At 49.0% G+C, this 21,202-nt stretch carries 21 protein-coding genes and 1 pseudogene; 18 read left to right on the forward strand and 4 right to left on the reverse strand.

Features of this window, described 5'->3' with window-relative positions:
* The first annotated feature begins 10 nt into the window (after positions 1 to 10).
* The 5 genes from V7126_RS14630 (at position 11) to V7126_RS14650 (ending at position 6,809) form a co-directional block, all read left to right on the forward strand.
* The gene (locus tag V7126_RS14630; RefSeq protein WP_175075597.1) at positions 11 to 1,393 is read left to right on the forward strand and encodes a glycoside-pentoside-hexuronide (GPH):cation symporter; all 1,383 of its coding nucleotides are present in this window, start codon (positions 11 to 13) and stop codon (positions 1,391 to 1,393) included.
* Positions 1,394 to 1,470: 77 nt separating this feature from the next.
* Positions 1,471 to 2,469 (forward strand): LacI family DNA-binding transcriptional regulator, encoded by a 999-nt coding sequence (locus V7126_RS14635; RefSeq protein WP_046129236.1) that lies wholly within the window; start codon positions 1,471 to 1,473, stop codon positions 2,467 to 2,469.
* 61 nt (positions 2,470 to 2,530) lie between these two features.
* Positions 2,531 to 3,997, forward strand: a complete 1,467-nt coding sequence (locus tag V7126_RS14640; RefSeq protein ID WP_046129237.1) for a tagaturonate reductase — start codon at positions 2,531 to 2,533, stop codon at positions 3,995 to 3,997.
* Positions 3,994 to 5,484 carry a UxaA family hydrolase gene (locus V7126_RS14645; RefSeq protein WP_046129238.1) on the forward strand — a complete coding sequence of 497 codons (1,491 nt, stop codon included), beginning with the start codon at positions 3,994 to 3,996 and terminating at the stop codon, positions 5,482 to 5,484. The genes V7126_RS14640 and V7126_RS14645 overlap by 4 nt, the downstream gene beginning before the upstream one ends.
* Positions 5,485 to 5,495: 11 nt before the next feature.
* Entirely contained in the window at positions 5,496 to 6,809 is a 1,314-nt protein-coding gene (locus tag V7126_RS14650; protein WP_373687988.1) for a glycoside hydrolase family 28 protein, read from the forward strand.
* Positions 6,810 to 6,838: 29 nt separating this feature from the next.
* On the opposite strand, the gene V7126_RS14655 is transcribed toward V7126_RS14650, so the two are convergent.
* Entirely contained in the window at positions 6,839 to 7,729 is an 891-nt protein-coding gene (locus V7126_RS14655; RefSeq protein ID WP_175075464.1) for a LysR family transcriptional regulator, read from the reverse strand.
* 151 nt (positions 7,730 to 7,880) lie between these two features.
* Here V7126_RS14655 and V7126_RS14660 point away from each other — a divergent pair, with 151 nt between their 5' ends.
* Positions 7,881 to 8,564 (forward strand): MOSC domain-containing protein, encoded by a 684-nt coding sequence (locus V7126_RS14660; protein ID WP_046129240.1) that lies wholly within the window; start codon positions 7,881 to 7,883, stop codon positions 8,562 to 8,564.
* Between the two features lie 63 nt (positions 8,565 to 8,627).
* Here V7126_RS14660 and V7126_RS14665 read toward each other — a convergent pair whose 3' ends face one another.
* Complete coding sequence (locus V7126_RS14665; RefSeq protein WP_046129241.1) at positions 8,628 to 9,419, reverse strand: SDR family NAD(P)-dependent oxidoreductase; 792 nt, start codon at positions 9,417 to 9,419, stop codon at positions 8,628 to 8,630.
* A gap of 100 nt (positions 9,420 to 9,519) precedes the next feature.
* Positions 9,520 to 9,648, reverse strand: a complete 129-nt coding sequence (locus V7126_RS14670; RefSeq protein ID WP_269081995.1) for a hypothetical protein — start codon at positions 9,646 to 9,648, stop codon at positions 9,520 to 9,522.
* 519 nt (positions 9,649 to 10,167) lie between these two features.
* Here V7126_RS14670 and V7126_RS14675 point away from each other — a divergent pair.
* The 12 genes and pseudogenes from V7126_RS14675 to V7126_RS14730 all read left to right on the forward strand — a co-directional run bounded on the left by V7126_RS14675 (position 10,168) and on the right by V7126_RS14730 (position 20,730).
* The gene (locus tag V7126_RS14675) at positions 10,168 to 11,121 is read left to right on the forward strand and encodes an ABC transporter substrate-binding protein (protein WP_046129243.1); all 954 of its coding nucleotides are present in this window, start codon (positions 10,168 to 10,170) and stop codon (positions 11,119 to 11,121) included.
* Positions 11,084 to 12,133, forward strand: coding sequence for a FecCD family ABC transporter permease (locus V7126_RS14680; protein ID WP_046129244.1), 1,050 nt, complete (start codon positions 11,084 to 11,086; stop codon positions 12,131 to 12,133). The genes V7126_RS14675 and V7126_RS14680 overlap by 38 nt, the downstream gene beginning before the upstream one ends.
* A 1-nt stretch (position 12,134) precedes the next feature.
* Entirely contained in the window at positions 12,135 to 13,541 is a 1,407-nt protein-coding gene (locus tag V7126_RS14685) for an ABC transporter ATP-binding protein (protein ID WP_335497682.1), read from the forward strand.
* On the forward strand, positions 13,538 to 14,116 hold the full coding sequence (locus V7126_RS14690) for a cob(I)yrinic acid a,c-diamide adenosyltransferase (RefSeq protein WP_046129246.1): 579 nt from the start codon (positions 13,538 to 13,540) through the stop codon (positions 14,114 to 14,116). The genes V7126_RS14685 and V7126_RS14690 overlap by 4 nt, the downstream gene beginning before the upstream one ends.
* Before the next feature lie 204 nt (positions 14,117 to 14,320).
* Positions 14,321 to 14,785, forward strand: coding sequence for a hypothetical protein (locus V7126_RS14695; RefSeq protein ID WP_175075463.1), 465 nt, complete (start codon positions 14,321 to 14,323; stop codon positions 14,783 to 14,785).
* A gap of 289 nt (positions 14,786 to 15,074) precedes the next feature.
* Positions 15,075 to 15,996: pseudogene (locus V7126_RS14700) on the forward strand (pectinesterase family protein).
* A 181-nt stretch (positions 15,997 to 16,177) separates the two neighbouring features.
* Positions 16,178 to 16,567 carry a protein liaI gene (locus V7126_RS14705; protein WP_175075462.1) on the forward strand — a complete coding sequence of 130 codons (390 nt, stop codon included), beginning with the start codon at positions 16,178 to 16,180 and terminating at the stop codon, positions 16,565 to 16,567.
* Between the two features lie 20 nt (positions 16,568 to 16,587).
* Positions 16,588 to 17,271, forward strand: a complete 684-nt coding sequence (gene liaH, locus V7126_RS14710) for a stress responsive protein LiaH (RefSeq protein ID WP_046129248.1) — start codon at positions 16,588 to 16,590, stop codon at positions 17,269 to 17,271.
* Between the two features lie 144 nt (positions 17,272 to 17,415).
* Entirely contained in the window at positions 17,416 to 18,273 is an 858-nt protein-coding gene (gene liaG / locus V7126_RS14715) for a LiaG family protein (RefSeq protein WP_046129249.1), read from the forward strand.
* 27 nt (positions 18,274 to 18,300) lie between these two features.
* On the forward strand, positions 18,301 to 19,032 hold the full coding sequence (liaF, locus tag V7126_RS14720; RefSeq protein WP_335497683.1) for a cell wall-active antibiotics response protein LiaF: 732 nt from the start codon (positions 18,301 to 18,303) through the stop codon (positions 19,030 to 19,032).
* The gene (liaS, locus tag V7126_RS14725) at positions 19,029 to 20,117 is read left to right on the forward strand and encodes a two-component system sensor histidine kinase LiaS (protein ID WP_046129251.1); all 1,089 of its coding nucleotides are present in this window, start codon (positions 19,029 to 19,031) and stop codon (positions 20,115 to 20,117) included. Before liaF ends, liaS begins: the two co-directional genes overlap by 4 nt.
* Positions 20,095 to 20,730 (forward strand): response regulator, encoded by a 636-nt coding sequence (locus V7126_RS14730; protein WP_046129252.1) that lies wholly within the window; start codon positions 20,095 to 20,097, stop codon positions 20,728 to 20,730. The genes liaS and V7126_RS14730 overlap by 23 nt, the downstream gene beginning before the upstream one ends.
* Before the next feature lie 38 nt (positions 20,731 to 20,768).
* Here V7126_RS14730 and V7126_RS14735 read toward each other — a convergent pair whose 3' ends face one another.
* Positions 20,769 to 21,167, reverse strand: coding sequence for a hypothetical protein (locus V7126_RS14735; protein WP_231947391.1), 399 nt, complete (start codon positions 21,165 to 21,167; stop codon positions 20,769 to 20,771).
* Positions 21,168 to 21,202: the final 35 nt, after the last annotated feature.

The raw sequence follows: 21,202 nt of genomic DNA on the forward strand, positions 1-21,202 counted from the left end.
TCCCTTGGAAATATCGACGGACAGACAGACTGAAACGGTCGTCGCAACTGACGAGAAATTGAGTTTAAAAGAAAAGATTTCTTATGGTTTTGGAGATTTTGGGAATGGGTTCATGTTTGACCTCGGACAGCTTTATCTATTGAAATTTTTTACCGATGTTGCCGGGATTCCGGCGGCCGCGGCCGGAGGAATCTTTCTTGTGAGCAAGCTTTTTGCCGCCGTTGTCGATCCGATCGTGGGGACATCCATCGATTACCGGAAGCGCATCGGGCCGAAAGGCAAATTCAGGCCTTATTTATTATACGGAAGCATCGTGCTCGCGATTTTGACCGTCCTGACGTTCATCTCTCCGAACCTTTCGCCGACGGGCAAATTAATCTATGCGTATGCCTCATATATGATCTGGGGAATCGGCTATTCATTCGTCAACATTCCGTACGGCTCGCTCGGCGCTGCCATGACGCAAAATGCGGTTGACCGGACATCGCTTGCATCCTTCCGGCAGGCCGGTTCGCTCGGCGCGCTATTCGTAACAAGCATTGTCGTCATTCCGATGATCGTCAGATTTGACAATCCGGTGGTCGCGTACCCGGTCGTCATGGGGCTGATGTCAATGCTCGGCGTGCTGTTTTTCTACATCTGCTACCGGAACTGCCAGGAACGGATCATCGTCAAGGACCAAAAGTATAAAGAGGAGAAAGTGACGCTCAAGGCCATTTCAAAAACGTTTTTTACAAACAAACCGCTGCTGACGCTGATTCTTATGACGGTTTTCACGATTTCCGCGTACAATCTCAAATCGGCGATGCTCGTCTATTTCGCCGAATACAATCTCGGAAATGCCGAGCTGATGGCATCGATGAACTTCATCATCATCGGTTCATCCTTTATCGGCGTCATCATGCTGCCGAAGCTTGTCAAAATGTTCGGCAAAAAGAAAACCGCGATTCTCGGCCTTGCGCTTTCCGTCGTAGCCGACGTCATCAACTTCGCCATGCCGAGCAACGTCTTTTTATTTACGATTCTCGCAAGCATCGCATTTATCGGCATCAGCATTCCGAACGGGATCACTTGGGCTTTTGTATCAGATGCGATCGATTACGGCGAATGGAGAACAGGGGAGCGTAAGGAAGGGACCGTCTACTCGTTATTCAATTTCTCAAGAAAGCTGGCCCAGTCGCTTTCAGGCTTCTTATCAGGAATCGGGCTCAGCATCGTCGGCTACGTTCCGAACGTTGCACAAAAAGCGGGGACCCTTCTCGGCATCAAAGCGATTCTGCTTTTATATCCGGCAGTAGCCCTGTCGATTGCGATGCTTGTGATCGGCTATTTATACCGGCTGACGGATGAAAAGCATGCCGAAATGGTTGCCGGCCTGAAATCGAGAACATAGCGGAAATCCTCTGACAAGCGCTCATCTTATGATAAACTGATGGTATGAAACAGCACGTAAAAGGCAGGTTAAAATGAATGTCAGTAACGATTAAAGATATTGCCAGGCTGGCGAATGTATCGCACACCACAGTATCCAGAGCGCTGAACGGCAGTCCGCTGATCAAAGAAAAAACGAAAAAGAAAATACTCGATATCGCAGCCGAAATGAATTATAAACCGAATTTCAACGCGAAAAGCCTTGTGACGCAAAAATCGTTTACGGTCGGCCTGTTTTTGACAAGCCTGACGGACGGTACATCGTCGAGCTTTTTTGCCGACGTTTTGCGCGGCGTCAACAATGTGATTGACGAAAGCTATAACATGTTCGTCAGGGGGATCGACGATTACCATGACTTGTCATTCGTCCACCGCAACCGCTATGACGGCATCATCCTGATCAGCCAAAGCGAGCGCGACCAGGCGTTTATCGATCATGTGACAGGGCAGAATATCCCGATTGTCGTGTTGAACAGAAAGATTGAAAGGCCGTCTGTCATCAATATTTTGGCCAATGAGAAAGAGGGGGCATATTTGGCGGCTTCTCATTTTATCGAAAACGGCCATAAGCGGATCGCGATGGTGCAGGGAAAACAGGGGTTCAAATCGTCCCAGGAAAGGCTTGACGGCTTCCTGGACGCGCTTCGTGCGCACGGCGTCCCGGTTCAAAGCGAATACCTTGCAAGCGGAGATTATACGATGAAAAGCGGCTACAGTGCGGTGGAAAAGCTGCTGAAATTGAAGAATCCGCCGACTGCCCTGTTTTGTGCGAATGACGATATGGCGATCGGAGCGATGAATGCGCTTTATGCAAACGGAAAACGCTGTCCTGACGACATATCGATCATCGGATTTGATGATATCGGCTTTTCCGCATATACGACGCCGTCTTTAACAACTGTTAAAAAACCGACTGAAAAAATCAGTGTGCTTGGGGCGGAAAGTTTGCTGTCCGTCATCGAAAATCCGGAGACAAAAGGCGGCCAGACGCTGATCAGCACCGAACTGGTCATCCGGAATTCCGTCAGGAGATTGTAGCATCATTCCTGATGCACGGACAAAATGTGAACGTGTGCAAATAGAAGAGGAGGGGATGAAAGTGGAGCGGCTGTCCAAATACATAAGGTCAAAGCCGGCATACCCCGAACGGATTTTACAGATCGGGGAAGGAAATTTTATGAGAGGGTTCATCGACTGGCAGATTCATAAATTAAATGAAGAGACTGATTTTAAAGGCAGTGCTGTCGTCGTTCCTCCGCGGCGAGGCTCGATTGAGACCCTGAATGAACAGGATGGGCTTTATACGCTTTATCTTGAAGGCTTCCAAGAGGGGCGGGAAATCCGTGAATCGACTGTCATTACTGCGCTCAGCAGGGGCATCAGCAGCTATGAGCATTACGATGAATTTATGGCGGTCGCCGATCAGCCGGATTTGCGGTTCGTCTTTTCCAATACGACCGAAGCAGGCATCTCATTTATGGAGGAAGACCGGCTGTCAGACCGTCCGCAGAAAAGTTTCCCCGGAAAGCTGACTGCCTTTTTATACAGACGATATCTCACCTTCAACGGAAGCGAACAGAAGGGCCTTGTGATGATTCCGTGTGAACTTCTTGACGACAACGGCGACAAGCTGAAGGAGATCGTGCTGCGGTATGCTGATTTGTGGGGGCTTGAAAAAGGATTCAGCGAGTGGATTGAACGCGCGAATGCATTTTGCAATACGCTTGTAGACAGGATTGTTCCGGGTTTTCCGAAAGACAAAGTCGCTGAGCTTGAGGAAGCCGCCGGCTACCGCGATTCCCTGATTGTCACCGCAGAGCCGTATCACTTGTTTGTCATCGACGGCCCCGATTGGCTAAAAAAAGAGCTTCCGCTCCATGAGGCCGGGCTGAACGCGGTGTTTGTCGATGATGTGGCGCCTTACAGGGTGAGAAAAGTGAGAATTTTAAACGGCGCACATACCGCGATGACGCCGGTCGCTTATTTGGCCGGGCTTGATACGGTTCGCGAAGCGGCCGAGGATGATCTTGTCGGTTCATTTGTCAAAGATCTGCTCACATATGAGGTTATCCCGACGATTGATCTGCCGGAGCAGCAATTAACGGCCTATGCGGATGAGATTCTTGACAGGTTCAGAAATCCGTTTATCCGCCATCAATTGCTCGATATTTCCTTGAATTCGTTCGCCAAATTCAAAGTCAGAAACTTGCCGGTCATCATGGAACATCTCAATAAAAACGGCAAGCTTCCCCAAAGAACCGTCTTTGCTTTAGGCGCGCTGATTTGCTTTTACAAAGGCAAACGAGGTCATTCGGATATCCCATTGGCAGATGATCCGGAGACGCTGTCTTTTCTGAAGATGATCTGGACGGATGAAACAGACGCCGCAGAAATCGCGCGCCGCGTCCTTGGATCTGAAAAGCTGTGGGGGCAAAACTTGAACGAATGGCCGGACTTAGCTGCAATGGTGGCGCAGCATATAGAAGACATCGAGCAGACCGGCATGACCGAATCGCTCAAAAAACTGATGAACAGCCAAAGGCTGAAACTGGGGGATCTATCATGAAAGACTTCCTGATCATCAATCCGTCAGATAACGTCGGAATCGCATTAAGGGATTTACAGGCAGGTGAAACGATCACTGCGGGCGATCAGACGATCCAAATTAAAAGCCCGATTATGAAAGGGCACAAATTTGCTTTGACAGACATTGCCGAAAATGAAAACGTCATCAAATACGGTTTTCCGATCGGACACGCCGCAGAACCGATCGAAAAAGGCGAATGGGTGCATACAAACAATACGAAAACAAATCTGGGCGGTGTCGAAGAGTACAGCTATCAGCCGAGGTTTACGGAAAATCCGTACAGAAAAGAGCCGCTCACCTTTAAAGGCTTTAAACGAAAAGACGGCAGCACGGGCATCAGAAACGAGCTTTGGATCGTGCCGACGGTCGGCTGCGTAAACGGAGTCGCTGAGCTGATCATCAAAGAGTTTACGGCTGATATCGGGGATATGGCGCCATTTGAAAGCGTGCACGTGCTGAAGCATCAATACGGCTGTTCACAGCTCGGCGATGACCATATCAATACGAGGACGATCCTCTCCAATGCCGTGAAGCATCCGAATGCGGGCGGTGTGCTTGTGCTCGGCCTCGGCTGTGAAAACAACGGCATTCACGAATTTCGCGAAGCGCTCGGGGACTATGATGAAGGCCGCGTAAAATTTCTTCTTTCCCAGGAGGTTGCAGACGAAGTCGCTGAAGGTGTGAAGCTTTTGAAAGACATATATGAACATGCTAAATCCGACCGCCGCGAGGATGTTCCGCTTTCAGAACTAAAAATCGGGCTGAAATGCGGCGGTTCTGATGGTTTTTCGGGCATTACCGCGAATCCGCTGCTCGGGCGTCTGTCCGATTTTCTGATCGCCCAAGGCGGGACGGCGGTCTTGACCGAGGTTCCGGAAATGTTCGGGGCGGAAACGCTTTTGATGGAACGGGCCGAAAACGAAGAGGTCTTTCATAAGATCGTCCGCTTGATCAACGACTTCAAGCAATATTTCATTGATCACCGGCAGCCGGTGTATGAAAACCCGTCTCCCGGAAATAAAGCGGGCGGCATTACCACATTGGAGGATAAATCGCTCGGCTGTACGCAAAAAGCCGGAACATCAAAGGTAACAGATGTGCTTGAATATGGGGAAATCTTGAGGAAAAAAGGGCTGAATTTGCTGAGCGCGCCAGGCAACGACCTTGTCGCTTCATCGGCGCTTGCCGCTTCAGGATGCCAAATCGTCCTGTTTACGACAGGCCGGGGCACGCCTTTTGGCACCTTCGTACCGACGATGAAAATCTCGACGAACACGAATATATATGAAACAAAGCCTCACTGGATCGATTTTAATGCGGGCCGGGTGCTCGAAGACCTTTCTGAAGAAGAGATGCTGAGGGAGCTGATCGCTTATTTGCTCGAAGCGGCAAGCGGAAAACAGCTCAACAATGAAAAGAACGGTTTCAGAGAACTTGCGATCTTTAAAACAGGCGTCACGCTGTAAGGGGGATATTCATGTTGACTCTGAAGGAAAAGAAAAAGGACATTGTAAATCGTATTACACTTCCCGTTTTCCCGGAACGCTCGTTTGACGTCACAGCATTCGGGGCCGACGGAAACGGAGAGGCGGATTCAACGTCCGCTTTTCAGCGGGCGATTGATGAAGCGCACCGAAGCGGAGGCGGAAGGGTGACGGTTCCGAAAGGCGTCTTTCTGACCGGAGCTCTTAAGCTCAAAAGCAATGTGGAATTGCATCTAAAAAAGGGTGCGGTCATCGCATTCAGCAGGAATCCCGACGATTATCTGCCGGCTGTCTTGACGAGATTTGAAGGTGTTGAGCTCTACAATTATTCACCGCTGATCTATGCTTACGAAGCCGAGAATATTGCGATCACCGGAGACGGGACGCTGGACGGCCGGGCTGATGATGCGCACTGGTGGCCGTGGAAGCGGGGGACAAACGGCCAGCCGTCACAGGAAAACGACCGTGACGCGCTCTTTGAGATGGCGGAGCGAAATGTCCCGGTTGAAGAGCGACGCTTCGGAAAAGGCCATTATTTGCGCCCGAATTTCATCCAGCCGTACCGCTGCAAAAACGTCCTGATTCAAGGCGTAACCGTGCTCAATTCGCCGATGTGGCAAATTCATCCCGTGCTGTGCGAATCCGTGACGATAGACGGAGTCAAGGTGATCGGACACGGCCCGAATACGGACGGAGTCGATCCCGAATCGTGCAAAAACGTGATCATTAAAAATTGTCAGTTTGACAATGGCGATGACTGCATTGCCGTCAAATCGGGAAGAAACGCCGACGGACGGAGGATCAACGTACCTTCAGAAAACATCGTCATCGAAAACAATGACATGAAAGACGGGCACGGCGGCGTCACGATCGGCAGCGAAATTTCCGGAGGCGTAAACAACGTATTTGCAGAAGGCAACCGGATGGACAGCCCGAACCTCGATAGAGCCCTCCGCATTAAAACCAATTCCGTCCGGGGCGGTGTGCTGGAGAATATTTATTTTTACGACAATGTCGTAAAAAGCCTGAAACGGGAAGTCATCGCCATTGATATGGAATACGAAGAAGGGGGTGCGGGAGAATTCAAACCCGTCGTCCGCAACATTGAAGTCGATCGTCTGAAAAGCACGGGCGGGCAATACGGGATCAGGGTGTTGGCATATGATCACTCGCCTGTAACGGGACTGAAGGTAACCGATTCGGAGATTAATGGCGTTTCCGTGCCGATGGAGCTCAAAAATGTGAAGGATCCTGTTTTTTCTAATCTGTATATTAACGGCAAGCGCTATGATTCACCTGAAAAATAAACTAAATCCTCTGCCGCCGGCAGAGGATTTTAGTTTTCGCTTTTTACCGAGGAGATTAACCGTTTCATAAACACCCGGCTTGCGGCGCACAAATGCTTGTTTTTACGGTAAACGACGGCAATCTCTGTCGTCAGATCAGGCCTTTGAATCGGGATCGTCTGAATGGACTGATCGCCGATGCAATCAAGGTAGCCCTTTGGCAGAATGGTGGCGCCGATCCCTTTAGCGACCATGTTTGTGATCGATTCCATCGTCGTCATTTCCATGACCGGCCGCGGCTCAAATCCCAGAGTGCGGCACTTGTCGTTGATCAGCTGCCGCAAAACATACGTGTCAGGCAATAAAATGGACGGGACTTCTTTTAAAACGTCAAGTGTCACAAATGGCTGTTCTGCAATGGGATGATCAATCGGCGCTGCGAGGGCGAGATGCTGCGTTAAGAAAGGAACCGTTTCCAGATCATCGTGTTCCAGCGGCTGGGCGACAATGCCCAAATCGAGCTTATTTTCCAGCAGCCGGTCGTAAATGTCTCCGGTTCTGAGGCCCAATACCGATAGTTCGATATTGGGATAGCTGCGGTGAAATTCGATGACAGTGTCAGGAAGCAAGTAATTTACAACTGTCAAAAGCGCACCGATCTTTAACGACCCCCTTTTTAAACCTTGCAGCTCGCTGATAGCTGCGCGCGCCTGTGACAGCTCATGAAAGATATGATAGCAATGCTCCAGCAGTATGTTTCCCGCTTCTGTCATGGCGGTCCGTTTGCCGACGCGGTCAAACAAAGGCGTTCCGATTTCGTGCTCAAGCAAACGGATTTGCTGGCTCAGCGAGGGCTGGGCGATGCCCAGCTTTTCGGCCGCGCGGGTAAAATGAAGCTCCTGACATAAGGTCATGAAATATTCCAGTTGTTTTAGCTCCAATCATCTTTCCTCCCTAAAAAAATCGTCTTTTCGGTATTGATCATAGGATAATCCTATCATTTTTATAATAATGATTGAATTGTTTAATGAGAAGGCTGCGATTATACTTACATATCAAGAGGAAAACGTTGAATACAAGAGGTGATTTCTAATGGAACGTGCCGACATCCTTTCGATCAATGTTGGGAAGCCAAAGCAGGTTCGGTTTAAACACAGGGAGGTATCTACCGGAATATTTAAGACCCCTGTAGAAGAATCTGTCTTTCTGTCATGGACGAATTTCGACGGAGACGGGCAGGCCGACCTTGTTCATCATGGAGGCAGGGAAAAAGCGGTATGCGTCTATCCGTATGAACATTATCCGTTTTGGGAAAACGAACTGCAAAGAAAATTGGAATTTGGTGCGCTTGGAGAAAATATAACAATCAGGGGGCTGGTGGAGACCGATGTTCATATCGGCGATGTTTTTCAGCTCGGCGAAGCGATCGTCCAGGTCAGCCAGCCGCGGCAGCCCTGCTATAAATTAACCGTAAGGTACGGCGTGCCCGACATGTTGCTGAAGGTTCAAGATACAGGCTTTACGGGCTTTTATTTTCGCGTACTGAAAGAAGGGCATGTATGCAAGACGGACGGTTTGAAACGAATATCGCGCCACCCGAAAGCCGTGACGATTTCTTACGCAAATCGCATGAAGCATCATGAGAAGGATAATATCGACGGCATCAAAAAGCTTCTTGAGGTCGAAGAGCTGTCGGAAAATTGGCGCGCATCATTTCTGAAACGCCTTGACGGCATTGAGCCGGATCATCAGGAAAGGCTGACAGGCAACCTGTGAGCAAACCGCTCCGGCGTTGGCAATTCAGCAAAAAATCCTCTGCTTATCGGCAGAGGATTTCTGTTAAATGGAGCGGATAATGCCGCCTTCCACCCGTTGTGCCGAGCCGTTGATCGCCGCCGCTTTTTCTGAAGCGAGATAAACGATCGTGCTGGCGACTTCCTCCGGCTTTGCGTAACGCTGAATTAAAGAAGTCGGCTCATTCACTTTAAAGTAGTCTTTGACAAATGTGTCTAAATCGGTATTTTCCGCTGCGGCAGCCCCCTTCATATAATTGGCGACGCCTTCGGTCCATGTTGGTCCCGGAAGAACCGAATTTACGGTTACATTCGTTCCTTTCGTCATTTCCGCCAGTCCTCTTGATAAACTGATCAACGACGTTTTTGTCATGGAATAAGGAATCATTTGCGGAAGAGGTTTGATGCCGGCTTCGCTCGCCAGATTCAAAATCCTTCCGGCGTTTTTCTTCAGCATTTTCGGCAGGAAGGCGCGGCAGAGGCGGATGGCGCTTAACACGTTCACCTCAAAGTACTCGAGCCATTCCTCATCCGTGACGTCCGCAAAATCTTTCACTTCAAAGAATCCCATATTGTTGACGAGGATATCAAGCTCACCGATCTGCTCTGTTTTTTCAATCAGTGCCCTGCTTTGTTCAGGATTTGACAAATCCGCGGCGATTCCGTAGACCGTTCCTCGTTTGGACAGCTCGTCAGCGACTGCCTGAACCTTTTCCTCCGTGCGTCCGTTTACGATCACCCGGGCGCCCTCCGCCAAAAAGGCTTCAGCTGCAGCTTTTCCGATGCCTGCAGTGGATCCTGTTACGAGAACGAGTTTGTTTTGCAGCTTTAAATCCATATAAAATCAATCCTTGTTTTAAAAATCTAAGATGAAAAAACATCCATGTTCAAGTATAGCGCAGTCATGCGTGATCGGTCGAAAACCCTGCTTGACATGCCTATTTTTCTCTTTCTTTCAGCCATTTATGAATGTCGGTTGAGAAACACGTATTTCTTGCTGCTGTAACGCGTCTGCAATCAGGCTGTGAAATGGTCGTCAAGCTCAGCTGTTTCATGATTTTTCCCATGTTTGCCTGCATAAATAAGTCTATAATTTTCCATATCAGCGATCAAAAGCGGAGCGGACATTTCAGGCCTGGGGGTGGACGAGCGGGGGATAAACGGCAGAGCATCATCAGGTTCCCGGCTTCATTTCCACAAAGCCCCGGACCTGCGGAAGATGGAGAAGCTCACTGACAGGGGCGGAGCAACCCTTAACGCTTAGGCCGGGTCGGGGTCCGTCATGCCCAAGCGTCCCGGCGACGGTCCAGGCTGCGCCTGCAATATTGTTTTTAATGCTTTGATGAAAACAGCGTTTTTCCCTTGAAAATCCCGTTTCTGAGAATCTCATATACAAGCCTGAACCGACTATAGTATAATAATTCCGAAAATAGGATACGAATGAGTCAGAAAGGTGACGGCCCAGGCTCAGCCGCTGAATTTGCGGGAATTGCGGGGGCGCCGGCCCTGACGACGACACGCGTATTTTGTGGGGCACACTTTATACGAGCAGAGGTATTTTTATTTTATCCCGAGGAGGAAACAGCATGAAGAAACTAGCGGGTTTGCTGCTTTCGCTGCTTTTGGCCGTCGGCGTCCTCGCCGGCTGCGGATCAGCGAAAGCCCCGGAAGAATCGCAGAATAAACAGGAAAAAACGGCTGAAGCATTTCCGGTCACAATGAAGGATGCTTCAGGACAGGAAATCAAAATCGAAAAGGAGCCGAAGAGGATCGTCTCCCTGATGCCGAGCAATACTGAAATTACATACGCTCTCGGCCAGGGCAAAAAAGTGGTCGGCGTGACGAAAAATGATACATATCCGGAAGAAGTAAAAAAGGTTAAGCAAGTCGGAGATATGAATTTTAGTGTTGAAAAAGTCATCGCTTTAAAACCTGATTTGGTGCTGGCCCACGCTTCAGCCATGCAGAGCGCTGAGGAAGGATTAAAGCAGCTGCGGGATGCCGGGATTACGGTCGTTACGGTCAATGATGCGGCATCTTTTAAAGAAACTTATCAATCGATCGAAATGATCGGAAAGGCAACGGGTGCGAACCGGAAGGCTGAAGAGCTTGTGAAGAGCATGAAATCTGATCTTGCGGCAATAAAAGAAAAAGCTGAAAGCATACCTGAAAAAGAAGAGAAAACGGTGTTTGTTGAGGTGTCTCCCGCTCCCGACCTCTATACGGCCGGAAAGGGCACCTTCATGAATGAAATGCTTGAAGCCATCCGTGCGAAAAACGCTGCTTCCGCGCAGGAAGGATGGATCAAGATGACAGAGGAGTCGGTCATCAAGCTGAATCCCGATGCGATCGTGACGACAAACGGCGCATCGTCTGTCAAAGATATCAAAAAACGGAGCGGCTGGAGCGGCATAAAAGCCGTCAAAAATCATAAAGTATACGACGTGGACCCCGATCTTGTGACCCGTCCGGGGCCTCGGTTGATCAAAGGGGTCGAGGAGCTTGCGGAAAAGATTTACCCTGACGTATTTAAGAAATAGCCGTCCGGCTGCATATATCATAAGCCTGGCATTTTTAACGGTCTCTATTCTTATGGGAATCTCTGTCGGATCTTTGGAGATTCCCATTCCTTCTATTATCAAGGTTTTTTTGCAATTCGGCTTTCCCGGAATCAAGACCGACCCGATGCAGGCGAACATTATCATGAATATCAGGCTGCCGAGAGTGATTTTGGCCGCGCTCGTCGGCGCGGCGCTGGCTGCGGCTGGAGCGGCGTTTCAGGGGCTGTTGAAAAATCCGCTTGCCGATCCTTACACGCTCGGCGTCTCTTCAGGAGCGGCGGTCGGAGCCGTTGTCACCCTGTTTTTCGGCATCCAGCTCCCCGCAATCGGCGGCTTTACGCTGCCGCTCCTCAGCATAGCGGCAGCCGTCGCCGTGATGTTTATGGTCCTGTTTTTTGCCAGGCTTGTCCATCCCTCACTGCCGCTGTCTGCGCTCATTTTGACGGGGGTTATTTTCAGCTCGTTTTTGGGTGCGCTTATTTCTTTAATGATCGCGCTGACGGGGGATGATCTAAAGCCGATTGTTGGGTGGCTGCTCGGGAGCGTGTCGATGAGGGGCTGGAGCTATATTGGGCTGTTTCTTCCCTTTATGATATGCGGAACAGCAGGGCTGTTGCTGAATGCAAGGGAATTAAACGTGATGACATACGGGGAGGAAAAAGCAAGGCTGCTCGGCGTCAATGTTGAGAAACGAAAAATCGCGGTCCTCGTGTCAGGTTCAATTTTGACGGGAGCGGCTGTTGCCGTCTCAGGCACGATCGGTTTTGTCGGACTCGTTGTCCCGCACATGATCCGGCAGCTGTGGGGAACTGATCACAGGCATTTGCTGCCGCTCTCCATTTTAAACGGCGCCGGCTTTCTGGTGCTTGCCGATTTGACCGCGCGCACGATTATCGAGCCGTCTGAACTGCCGATCGGAATTATCACAGCCTTAATAGGAGCGCCGGTGTTCGGAGTCATTTTGATTCGCCGGCAGCGCGGAGGTATGTAACATGCTGGATGTTCGTAATCTTTCAGGAGGATATGGCCGCAAAGCCGTCGTAAAACGTGTCGATTTCTCGGTAGCGAAAGGAGAATTTTTCGGGATACTCGGCCCGAATGGCAGCGGAAAAACGACGCTTTTGCATTTGATCAACGGAACGCTGAAGCCGTCGGCGGGTTCTGTCCATTTGGCTGGGAAACCGGTCGAGTCTTACCCGCCGAAGGCGCTGGCAAGGATGATGGCTTCGCTCCCTCAAAAAACGGATCAGGCTTTTTCTTTCACAGTCAAAGAAACCGTTTTATTCGGACGATATCCTTATCAAAAAGGCTTATTCAGGCAATCTGACGAACGCGATGAACAGATCGCGGACCAAATGATGAAGGAGACCGGCGTGCTTCGCTTTGCCGGCCAATCGATTCATGAACTGAGCGGGGGGGAGCAGCAGCGCGTCTACCTGGCCCAGGCTTTAGCCCAGGAGCCTGATCTTCTTCTGCTTGATGAACCGACTAATTTTCTTGATCTTTCCTATCAAAAACAGCTTCTCGATCTGATCAAGTCCCTGACTGTTGAGAAGGGGCTTACAGTCATCGGCATATTTCACGATTTGAATTTGGCCGGCCTTTACTGTGATCGGCTGCTGATGATGAAAAACGGTGAAATAAAAGCGTTGGATGTTCCGGGACGGGTGATTCGGGAACAAACGGTCAATGATGTATATGAAACAGCCGTCAGCCATTTGGTTCACCCGCACAGGCCGAATCCGCAAATTACAATTGAGCCGGAGCGAGCCGGAAAAACGAAGCGGGCGGTTCCGTTTGCCGAGCTTTTTGAACTAAGTTCTGACGGCTTTTTTATGGAGACGGATCAGCCGCTTCGCACCGTGTCATCATCGCTTGTCGGAGCCGGCATCGGCTGGAAACGGACGTTTATCAGCCGCCATGTGCCGAAAGAGGAGCAGCATGATCAATCGCATGCTGAATTGGAGCGGCTTCTCGCGGGAAAAGGGATCAGCCTTCATGCCTGCTGTGCCGCAGTGACTTCGGCAAAGCCCGAAAACACGGTATTCCGGACGTTTTCGGAAGGAGGCGTCTCTCTTTTTGCGATTGTTCAAGCGTCTTCGAACCGGCCGGAAGACGTCAGCGTATGGGTGATGGTCAATGGCAGGCTGACGGAGAAAGCCTTCATCCAGGCCTTGTTGACAGCGTCTGAAGCAAAGGCTGAGGCGTGTTCGGCTGAACGGGCAGACGGCGCTGAAACATTCGGAAACGATTTGCAGGAAGAGGCTGTCCTGATTGCGGCAGACGGGAGCGGGCTTGAGTTTGACAGCGCATTAAAAGCGTCTCCGCTCGGCGCTTTGATCAGCCGGAGCGTCTATGAGTGCACGGGGGAAGCGATCAGAAAGGGGAATGAACGATGAAGCTGTACACGAAAACGGGCGATAAAGGGAAAACACATGTGATCGGCGGGCGCGTTGATAAAGACGATGTCCGTGTGCAATGCTACGGGACTGTTGATGAACTGAACAGCTTTATCGGCCTCGCGCTTGCTGAGCTAGGCGATGAACGCTTCAGCGATATCAAAAGCGAGCTTTTAAAGATTCAGCATGAACTGTTTGACTGCGGCGGCGATTTGGCTTACGTTTCGCCGAATGGGGAAAAGAAGCTAAAGGAAGAAGCGATTGCGTTTTTAGAGGAACGGATTGATGCCTACTGCGATGAAGCGCCTGAGCTGGAAAAGTTCATCCTTCCCGGCGGCTCAAAAGCGGCGGCATATTTGCATGTCGCGAGAACCGTTGCACGACGGGCCGAGCGGCTGGCTGTCACGCTGATGAAAACGGCTGACATGCGCGAAACGCCGCTCCGCTATTTAAACAGATTATCGGATTATTTGTTTGCCGCAGCAAGAGTCGTCAATTTCAGGCTGGACATCAAAGATGTCGAATATGAAAGAAGCGCGACCGTTTTCAAAGGGTCCGGGAAACGAAAGCAATAAAGAGCCGGTGTTCCAGCTTTTTAGCGGAATCACCGGCTTTCTCTTTTTTTCATGGCTCTGCCAAAGGTAAATGTTAATATTTATAATAGGGTGGGAGTAAACATTCAGCATGTCACTATATGTATTTGAGAGTTTTAATAGTTTGCGTTTTATCAAGATTCAGTATTTAATGGTTCTTTAGGTAGCTTTGTCAGGAGGTATATATTGAAAAAACTTCGTGGAAAGAAAAGATACTTCCGCAATCTGTGGGAAGAAGTTAATAGTTATGACTTAAAACTCGATCATGAATCGTGGTTCGATTTTTGGCATATCCACCTTGATTTTTTCGGATTTGGAAATAATAGTAAGAAAATAAGAAGAGAGCATATTAAAGCTCATGTAGCTTTATACAATAGGTTACTACAGCAACTTGAAGCATTTGATATGCCTTATCAAACATGGATTTGTATTCACGAAAAAGACTCTTTTTCAGACGCCGTATATGTCCACACACCAAATCCAAACGATGACTACTTTCCTCATCAGATTGAAGAATTAGAGTGGAATTGTAAACTGCCAAATGCTTTTAAGGATTTAATTGACCTTGATCAATTTGATGTTGCTTATTATAAGTCAAAGTATGAAGAAGTCTATTTTATCCAGTCAAAAGAACAAGGTATTAAATTGTAAAGTTCAACTAATGAAAGTGATACAGGGAACCCTTTAAAATGACGGGCTCCTCATAATTTTCCATGTCAATGGCTGAAAAATCAGCTGATTGAAATCGGTGTATCACCTTCAATGACCCGCCTCAATTGATTCGGCATTGGAATCTGCCCATTTCTTCGTCAGAAGATAGATTGGGAAAATACTGCTGAATGGTATGAAACAAGGATGATCAGCCGTTTTCGGCAGGGGAAAACGGCTTTTTGTCGTAAACCTTTAAGTAAGCGTTTACATTAAAGGGGGAATGCAAAAAATGGACAACGGGGAAACAGCCGCCGTCCGTCTGACGGTTTCCAAAGATGGCGACGGGGCGTTCAAAACCGTGCAGGAAGCGGTTGATGCTTTACCGGAGTACAGCCGTGACCGAAAAGAAATCTTTATTAAAAAAGGCATTTATAAAGAGGTGGTCCACATTCCGGCGACAAGCGTTTGTCACTCTGATAGGCGAAAGCAAAACCGAAACCGTAATCACATATGACAATTACGCCGGAAAGGAGAAGGAGGGAGGCGGAAGGTACGGAACGAGCGGAAGCGCCACAGTCTTTATCTATGCTGATTGCGTCCAAGCCGAAAATATCACATTTGAAAACTCGTTCGATCGAACGAAAGTCGACACGGACGGTACGCAGGCGGTGGCCGTTTATGCCAAAGGCAACCGAATCGTTTTCAAGGATGCGAGATTTTTAGGGAGGCAGGATACGTTATTCGCAAATGACGGGACACAGTATTTTGACCGATGCTATATTGAAGGCGATGTCGATTTTATTTTCGGCGGAGCAAGAGCGGTCTTCGAGCATTGTCATATTCATAGCGCCGACCGCGGATCTTCCTCCAATAACGGCTATATCACCGCTGCAAGCACACACATCACAAAACCGTTCGGCTTTTTGTTCGCTGGCTGCACGCTCACAAGCGATGCGGCGGACGGAACGGTTTATCTCGGCCGCCCGTGGCACCCCGGAGGAGACCCTGACGCCATTGCGAGCGTTTTATATCAAAACTGCTCTTTAGGTGCTCATATTAAGCCGGAGGGCTGGACAGATATGTCCGGATTTTCGGCTGCTGATGCAAGGCTTTATGAATATCGGAACACAGGTCCCGGAGCCGTGCCTCATCAGGAGAGAAGCAGCTGTCCGATGAGGAGGCGGAAAGCTGGACGATTGAAAACGTATTAGATGGCTGGAATCCGAAAATAGAATCATAGCCTGCCAAAGAGGAGCGGAGTTTTCGCTCCTCTTTGTTCGGTCTTACAGGAAATACGACTCTGGTCTGACGATAAAATCAATCTGTGACTCGTTTTGTCGAAGCCGGAATTTGACTATAGTGAATATATGATCTCGGAAAGGAGGAGCAGACATGAATGTAACAGGGAAATCAGTCATCGGCTTTTTATTGATCCTGTTTGGCATCTCGCTGTTTTTCGGAGGCGGCCAAATCGGAGGATTAATTGCAGGGGCAATCGGAGCTGTGCTTTTATTCTACGGAATCAAAAAATGGAATGACGACAGCCGGTTTGCCAGCATCATTTTGCTTATCATCGGCTTCATGTTTCTAGGAGGGGCGCTGCCGTTTTTGATAGGCGTCGCAGTCTCTGCTGCGCTGATTTATTTTGGCTGGAGCATGATGAAGCAGGGAGGCAAAAAAGAAGAGAGCGGATTTTATTCAGAAAACAGCAAGCCTTCCGCAGCTTCATACGACACCGGCTTTGATGCGGAATGGGAAGACTTTTTAAAAAAGAAACAATAACGATAAGGAGGAATCATGTAATGGCATTTAAAAGAATCAGAGACATGTTTGTCGCATCGATCAATGAAGGATTGGATAAAATCGAAAACCCGCGGGTGATGCTCAATCAATACGTTCGCGACATGGAAAACGACATTTCAAAGGCAAAACATACGATTGTCAAACAGCAAACGATCGCACAAAGCTTTAAAGGAAAATATGAAGAAGCCGACAAACTGGCAGCCAAGCGGAAAAATCAGGCGCAGCTTGCATTTGATGCAGGGGAAGAAGAACTTAGCAAAAAAGCTCTTTCAGAAATGAAGTATTTCGAACAAAAAGCGAAGGAATACAAAGAAGCATACGAGCATGCGCACAAGCAGCTCGCTGAATTGAAAGAACAGCTGCAGACGCTTGAGGTCAAGCTCCGCGATGTAAAGGACCGCAAACATGCTTTAATCGCGCGGGCAAACGCGGTGAAAGCAAAAGAGCATATGAACGCTTCCTTCAATAAAATCGACAGCGAAAGCGCGTACCGCGAATTTATGAGAATGGAAAACCGCATAGAAGAAATGGAGGCAAGGGTGAACAGCTATGCTGAGCTGTCTGCGTCTTCAGGCAGTCCGTACAGCCGCGTTGAATATGCAAAAGAGGTTGAAGAAGAGTTTGAAAAAATGCGCGCAAAAAAGGCCGGCCTCGAAAAACAGCCCGCAGCCGGAAATGAATAACCCGGGGCTTTAACAGCACCCTTTTAGCTTGGTGGAAGAGCGGTGCCCCCTGCCGTCTTCCCTTTTCACAATTTTTGATTTCTTTCAAGGACAACTTTCCTTATAATAAGGAGCATACACTTACTGCCGAAAGGATTTATACGAATGAAAAAAACGGTTGGCAAACTGATGATCATAGCCGGCATCCTGATTCTCGCCGCCTTGGCGTTTAACGGCGGCCGCGGCCTTTTCTTCAGCCCGGAGAAAACGCTTGATTCAGCCAGCGCTTCGCCAAAGAAAATCAAAAGCATCGACATCCGTTCGAACAGCGTCACGGTGACGGTTAAAGCGGAAAACCGCGCTGACATTGACGCTGAACTGTCGGGGGCAAACGCGCGGCTGAAATCGTCCGAGCGGGGAGATACGCTTGAGCTTTCCGTTCAGCAGGAGGGTTTCCGCTTCTTTTTCTTCCAAAAAAACGAACTGATTGTTAAAATCCCCAATGAATATCAGGATAATCTGTCCATTACATCCGGAAGCGGAAACGTAAAAATAAGCGGTGACGGTTTATCATTGCAAAAGGTATCCCTGAGCTCGGGAAGCGGCAGCCAGAGGATCGGCGATTTAGCAGCGAAGGAGCTTTCGGTAAGAGGAACATCGGGAAACATTCAGCTCGAAAACGTTGAAACGGAGAAAGCCGATGTTCGCTCAACATCCGGGAATACAACGCTTGATCGTGTCAAAGGAGAGTTCGCCGTCAAGCAGACGTCGGGCAGTTTGGAGGCTGATTTCTCAGCGGTTGATGCCCCTTTACGCATCAATCAGACCTCCGGAAATGTCAAGCTTGAGCTTCCTGATGACGCAGACATCAGACTGAAAGCAACACTGACGAGCGGTAACATCAAACATTCGTATCCGTTTGATCATACAGAAGGCGACAAACGGACGCTGATTGGAACAAAAGGAAATGGCAAGAATAACATTGAGATTTCGTCCACAAGCGGGAATGTATCGATTGATTAATTGGAAAGAGAGGGGGCCGGAGTCAGCATGCGTCTTACAAAAAAACAACTGATCGGATTGTTCATCGTTCTGTTCGGGATCAGCGTATTTTTACAAAACAGCGGGCTCGGCGACGCGTTGTTCTGGCCGCTCGCTTTTCTTCTTGCCGGATATTTTTTTCATAAAAGTTCACGCCGTTGGCTCGGCTCTGTCATGTATATTTTTGCGGGCTTTTTGCTTCTGAAAGAAATTTTCAGCATCACATTCAGCCTGTTCGGCTTCTTTTTTGCCGCCTTTTTAATTTATGCGGGCTACAGGCTTGTCACAAACCAGACCGTTTTTGACCGCGATAAGCCTAAAGCGCATGAGAAAGAAAAGCTGGACGCCGAACCGCTGCGGCAAAAAAAGAGCGCCGGCCAGCGCAGCTTTTTCTTCGGTGATGTCAAATACATGAAAAAGCCTTTTGATTTAAACGATTTGAATATTTCCGGCTTTATCGGGGACGTCAAAATCGATTTGTCCAAAGCGATCATTTCAGAGGGCGAAAATACGATCGCCATCACGGGGCTGATCGGCGATGTCGACATCTACATCCCGTCGGATCTTGACGTCTCTATCAGTTCTTCGGCGTTTATCGGTGACATCGATATCATCGGGGAGAAAAAAAGCGGCTTCGGCAACCAAATTTACACCGAGTCTAAATATTACGAGCAGTCGGCAAGACGGGTAAAGATCTCGATTTCCCTGTTTATCGGCGATGTGGATGTGCGGTTCATATGAAAACGAACAGGCTTGCAAATATTCAATGGCGTTCCGTCCGTTTGTCCATGGGTGTCAGCTTCACGATCTTTCTTGCGGTATTGGGATTCATGCTCTTTTATTATCAGCTCGACCCGCGGGTGCTCATCGCTTCGAGATGGTTCGGCATCCCGTTTATCATTTTGCTTTTGTTGATCAGCGCCGCCGTCGGGTTTGGCGCAGGGTATGTGTTTGGCAACAGGCTGAAAAAGCGCCTCGAAAAGTTGATCGAATCGATTTTAAAGTATGAAAACGGCAATTTCGCATACCGCATTCCATCAATGGGCGAGGATGAAATCGGGCTCGCCGCCGATCAGCTCAATGAAATGGCCGAACGAATCGAACGGCAGGTCGCTTCACTGCAAAAGCTGTCAAACGAAAGGGCCGAATGGCAGGACCAGATGAAAAAATCCGTTGTGTCAGAAGAGCGGCAGCGTCTTGCGCGGGAACTGCACGATGCCGTGAGCCAGCAGCTTTTTGCGATTTCGATGATGACCTCCGCCATACTGGAAGGAATCGCCGCTTCGGCTGATGAAAAACTCGCGCAAAGGCTGAAAATGGTCGAAAAAATGGCGGCCGACGCTCAGAGCGAAATGAGAGCCCTGCTTCTGCACCTCAGGCCCGTTACGCTTGAAGGTAAAGGCTTGAGGGAGGGGCTCAGCGACCTTTTGAACGAATTCAAAGCAAAGCAGTCGATGGATATCGACTGGGAAATCGAGGATACAGGAAAGCTTCCAAAAGGTGTAGAAGATCATTTGTTCAGAATCGTTCAAGAAGCGCTGTCAAACGTTTTCAGGCATTCGAAGGCGACGAAAGTCTCCGTCAGGCTGCTCCTGAGAAACCGGCAGCTTCAGCTGAAGGTCATTGATAATGGGGAAGGGTTTCAAATGGACTCCATTAAAACGTCTTCGTACGGATTAAATTCGATAAAAGAGAGGGCCAGCGAGGTCGGCGGGGTGGCGGAAATTATATCTTTTGCGGGAAAAGGGACGCAAGTTGATGTGAAAGTTCCGATTTTTGATCAAGGAAAAGGAGAGAATCAAGGTGATTCGAGTACTGCTGATTGACGATCATGAAATGGTAAGAATGGGGCTTGCAGCTTTTTTGGAATCCCAGCCGGATATCGAGGTGATCGGAGAAGCTTCGGACGGCAGGCGCGGTGTTGAGCTGGCGGTTGAGATGAAGCCCGACGTCATTTTGATGGATCTTGTGATGGAGGGAATGGACGGGATTGAAGCGACAAAGGAAATCTGCAGACAGCTTTCCGCCCCGAAAATCATCGTGCTGACAAGCTTTATCGATGATGATAAAGTTTATCCGGTCATCGAAGCCGGTGCCTTCAGCTATTTGCTGAAAACGTCGAAAGCCGGCGAAATCGCAGATGCGATCAGGGCGGCCAACAATGGAGAACCGATGCTTGAAGCCAAGGTGGCGGGAAAAGTGTTATCAAAGCTGAGGCATTCTTCGAACGAGACACCGCCGCATGAATCATTGACGGCAAGAGAAATGGAAATCCTCAAACTTGTGGCAGAGGGGAAAACAAACAAGGATATTGCAGACGAATTGTTTATCACCATTAAAACGGTGAAAACCCATGTGACAAACATCCTGTCCAAGCTTGAGGTCGATGACCGGACGCAGGCCGCCGTTTACGCCCACCGAAACAAGCTTGTTCAGTAGCAAAAACGAGAAAAACAGCTTTCGTGTGAAAGCCGTTTTCAGCCGTTCCAATATTTGCGGTCATCAGTCTTGTGAAGTGCGAAAGAATCCGATCCGAAATGTTCGCCGGTTTGTTTCGCCGGCCGGCTCAATTCAGCTTGATTCTCTTCCTCCGGCGCGGTGCCGCCTTTTTGGAAAATGGAATCGAGTTTTTCGGCCAGGACCGCATTGTTCTTTTCCTGCAATTCGATCAGCTTGCTGATGCCGAGCAAAATAAATCCGCCGATGACGCAAAAAGCCGGAGTTGAGAGGTACGAGCCGACCGTAAAGAACAGCATCGACCGGGAATCCTCCATAAATGGATCATATGCGATATCATTGATTATCAAGCCGGACAGAATGATTGCCGCCGCAATCAGGACAATGCCTGTCACCTGCAATATCCGCTTCAAGCTCATCACCCTTTCAAAAACATTTTAACAGAAAAGCGAGC

The organism is Bacillus sp. JJ675, assembly GCF_036963165.1.
GTDB lineage: Bacteria > Bacillota > Bacilli > Bacillales > Bacillaceae > Bacillus > Bacillus glycinifermentans.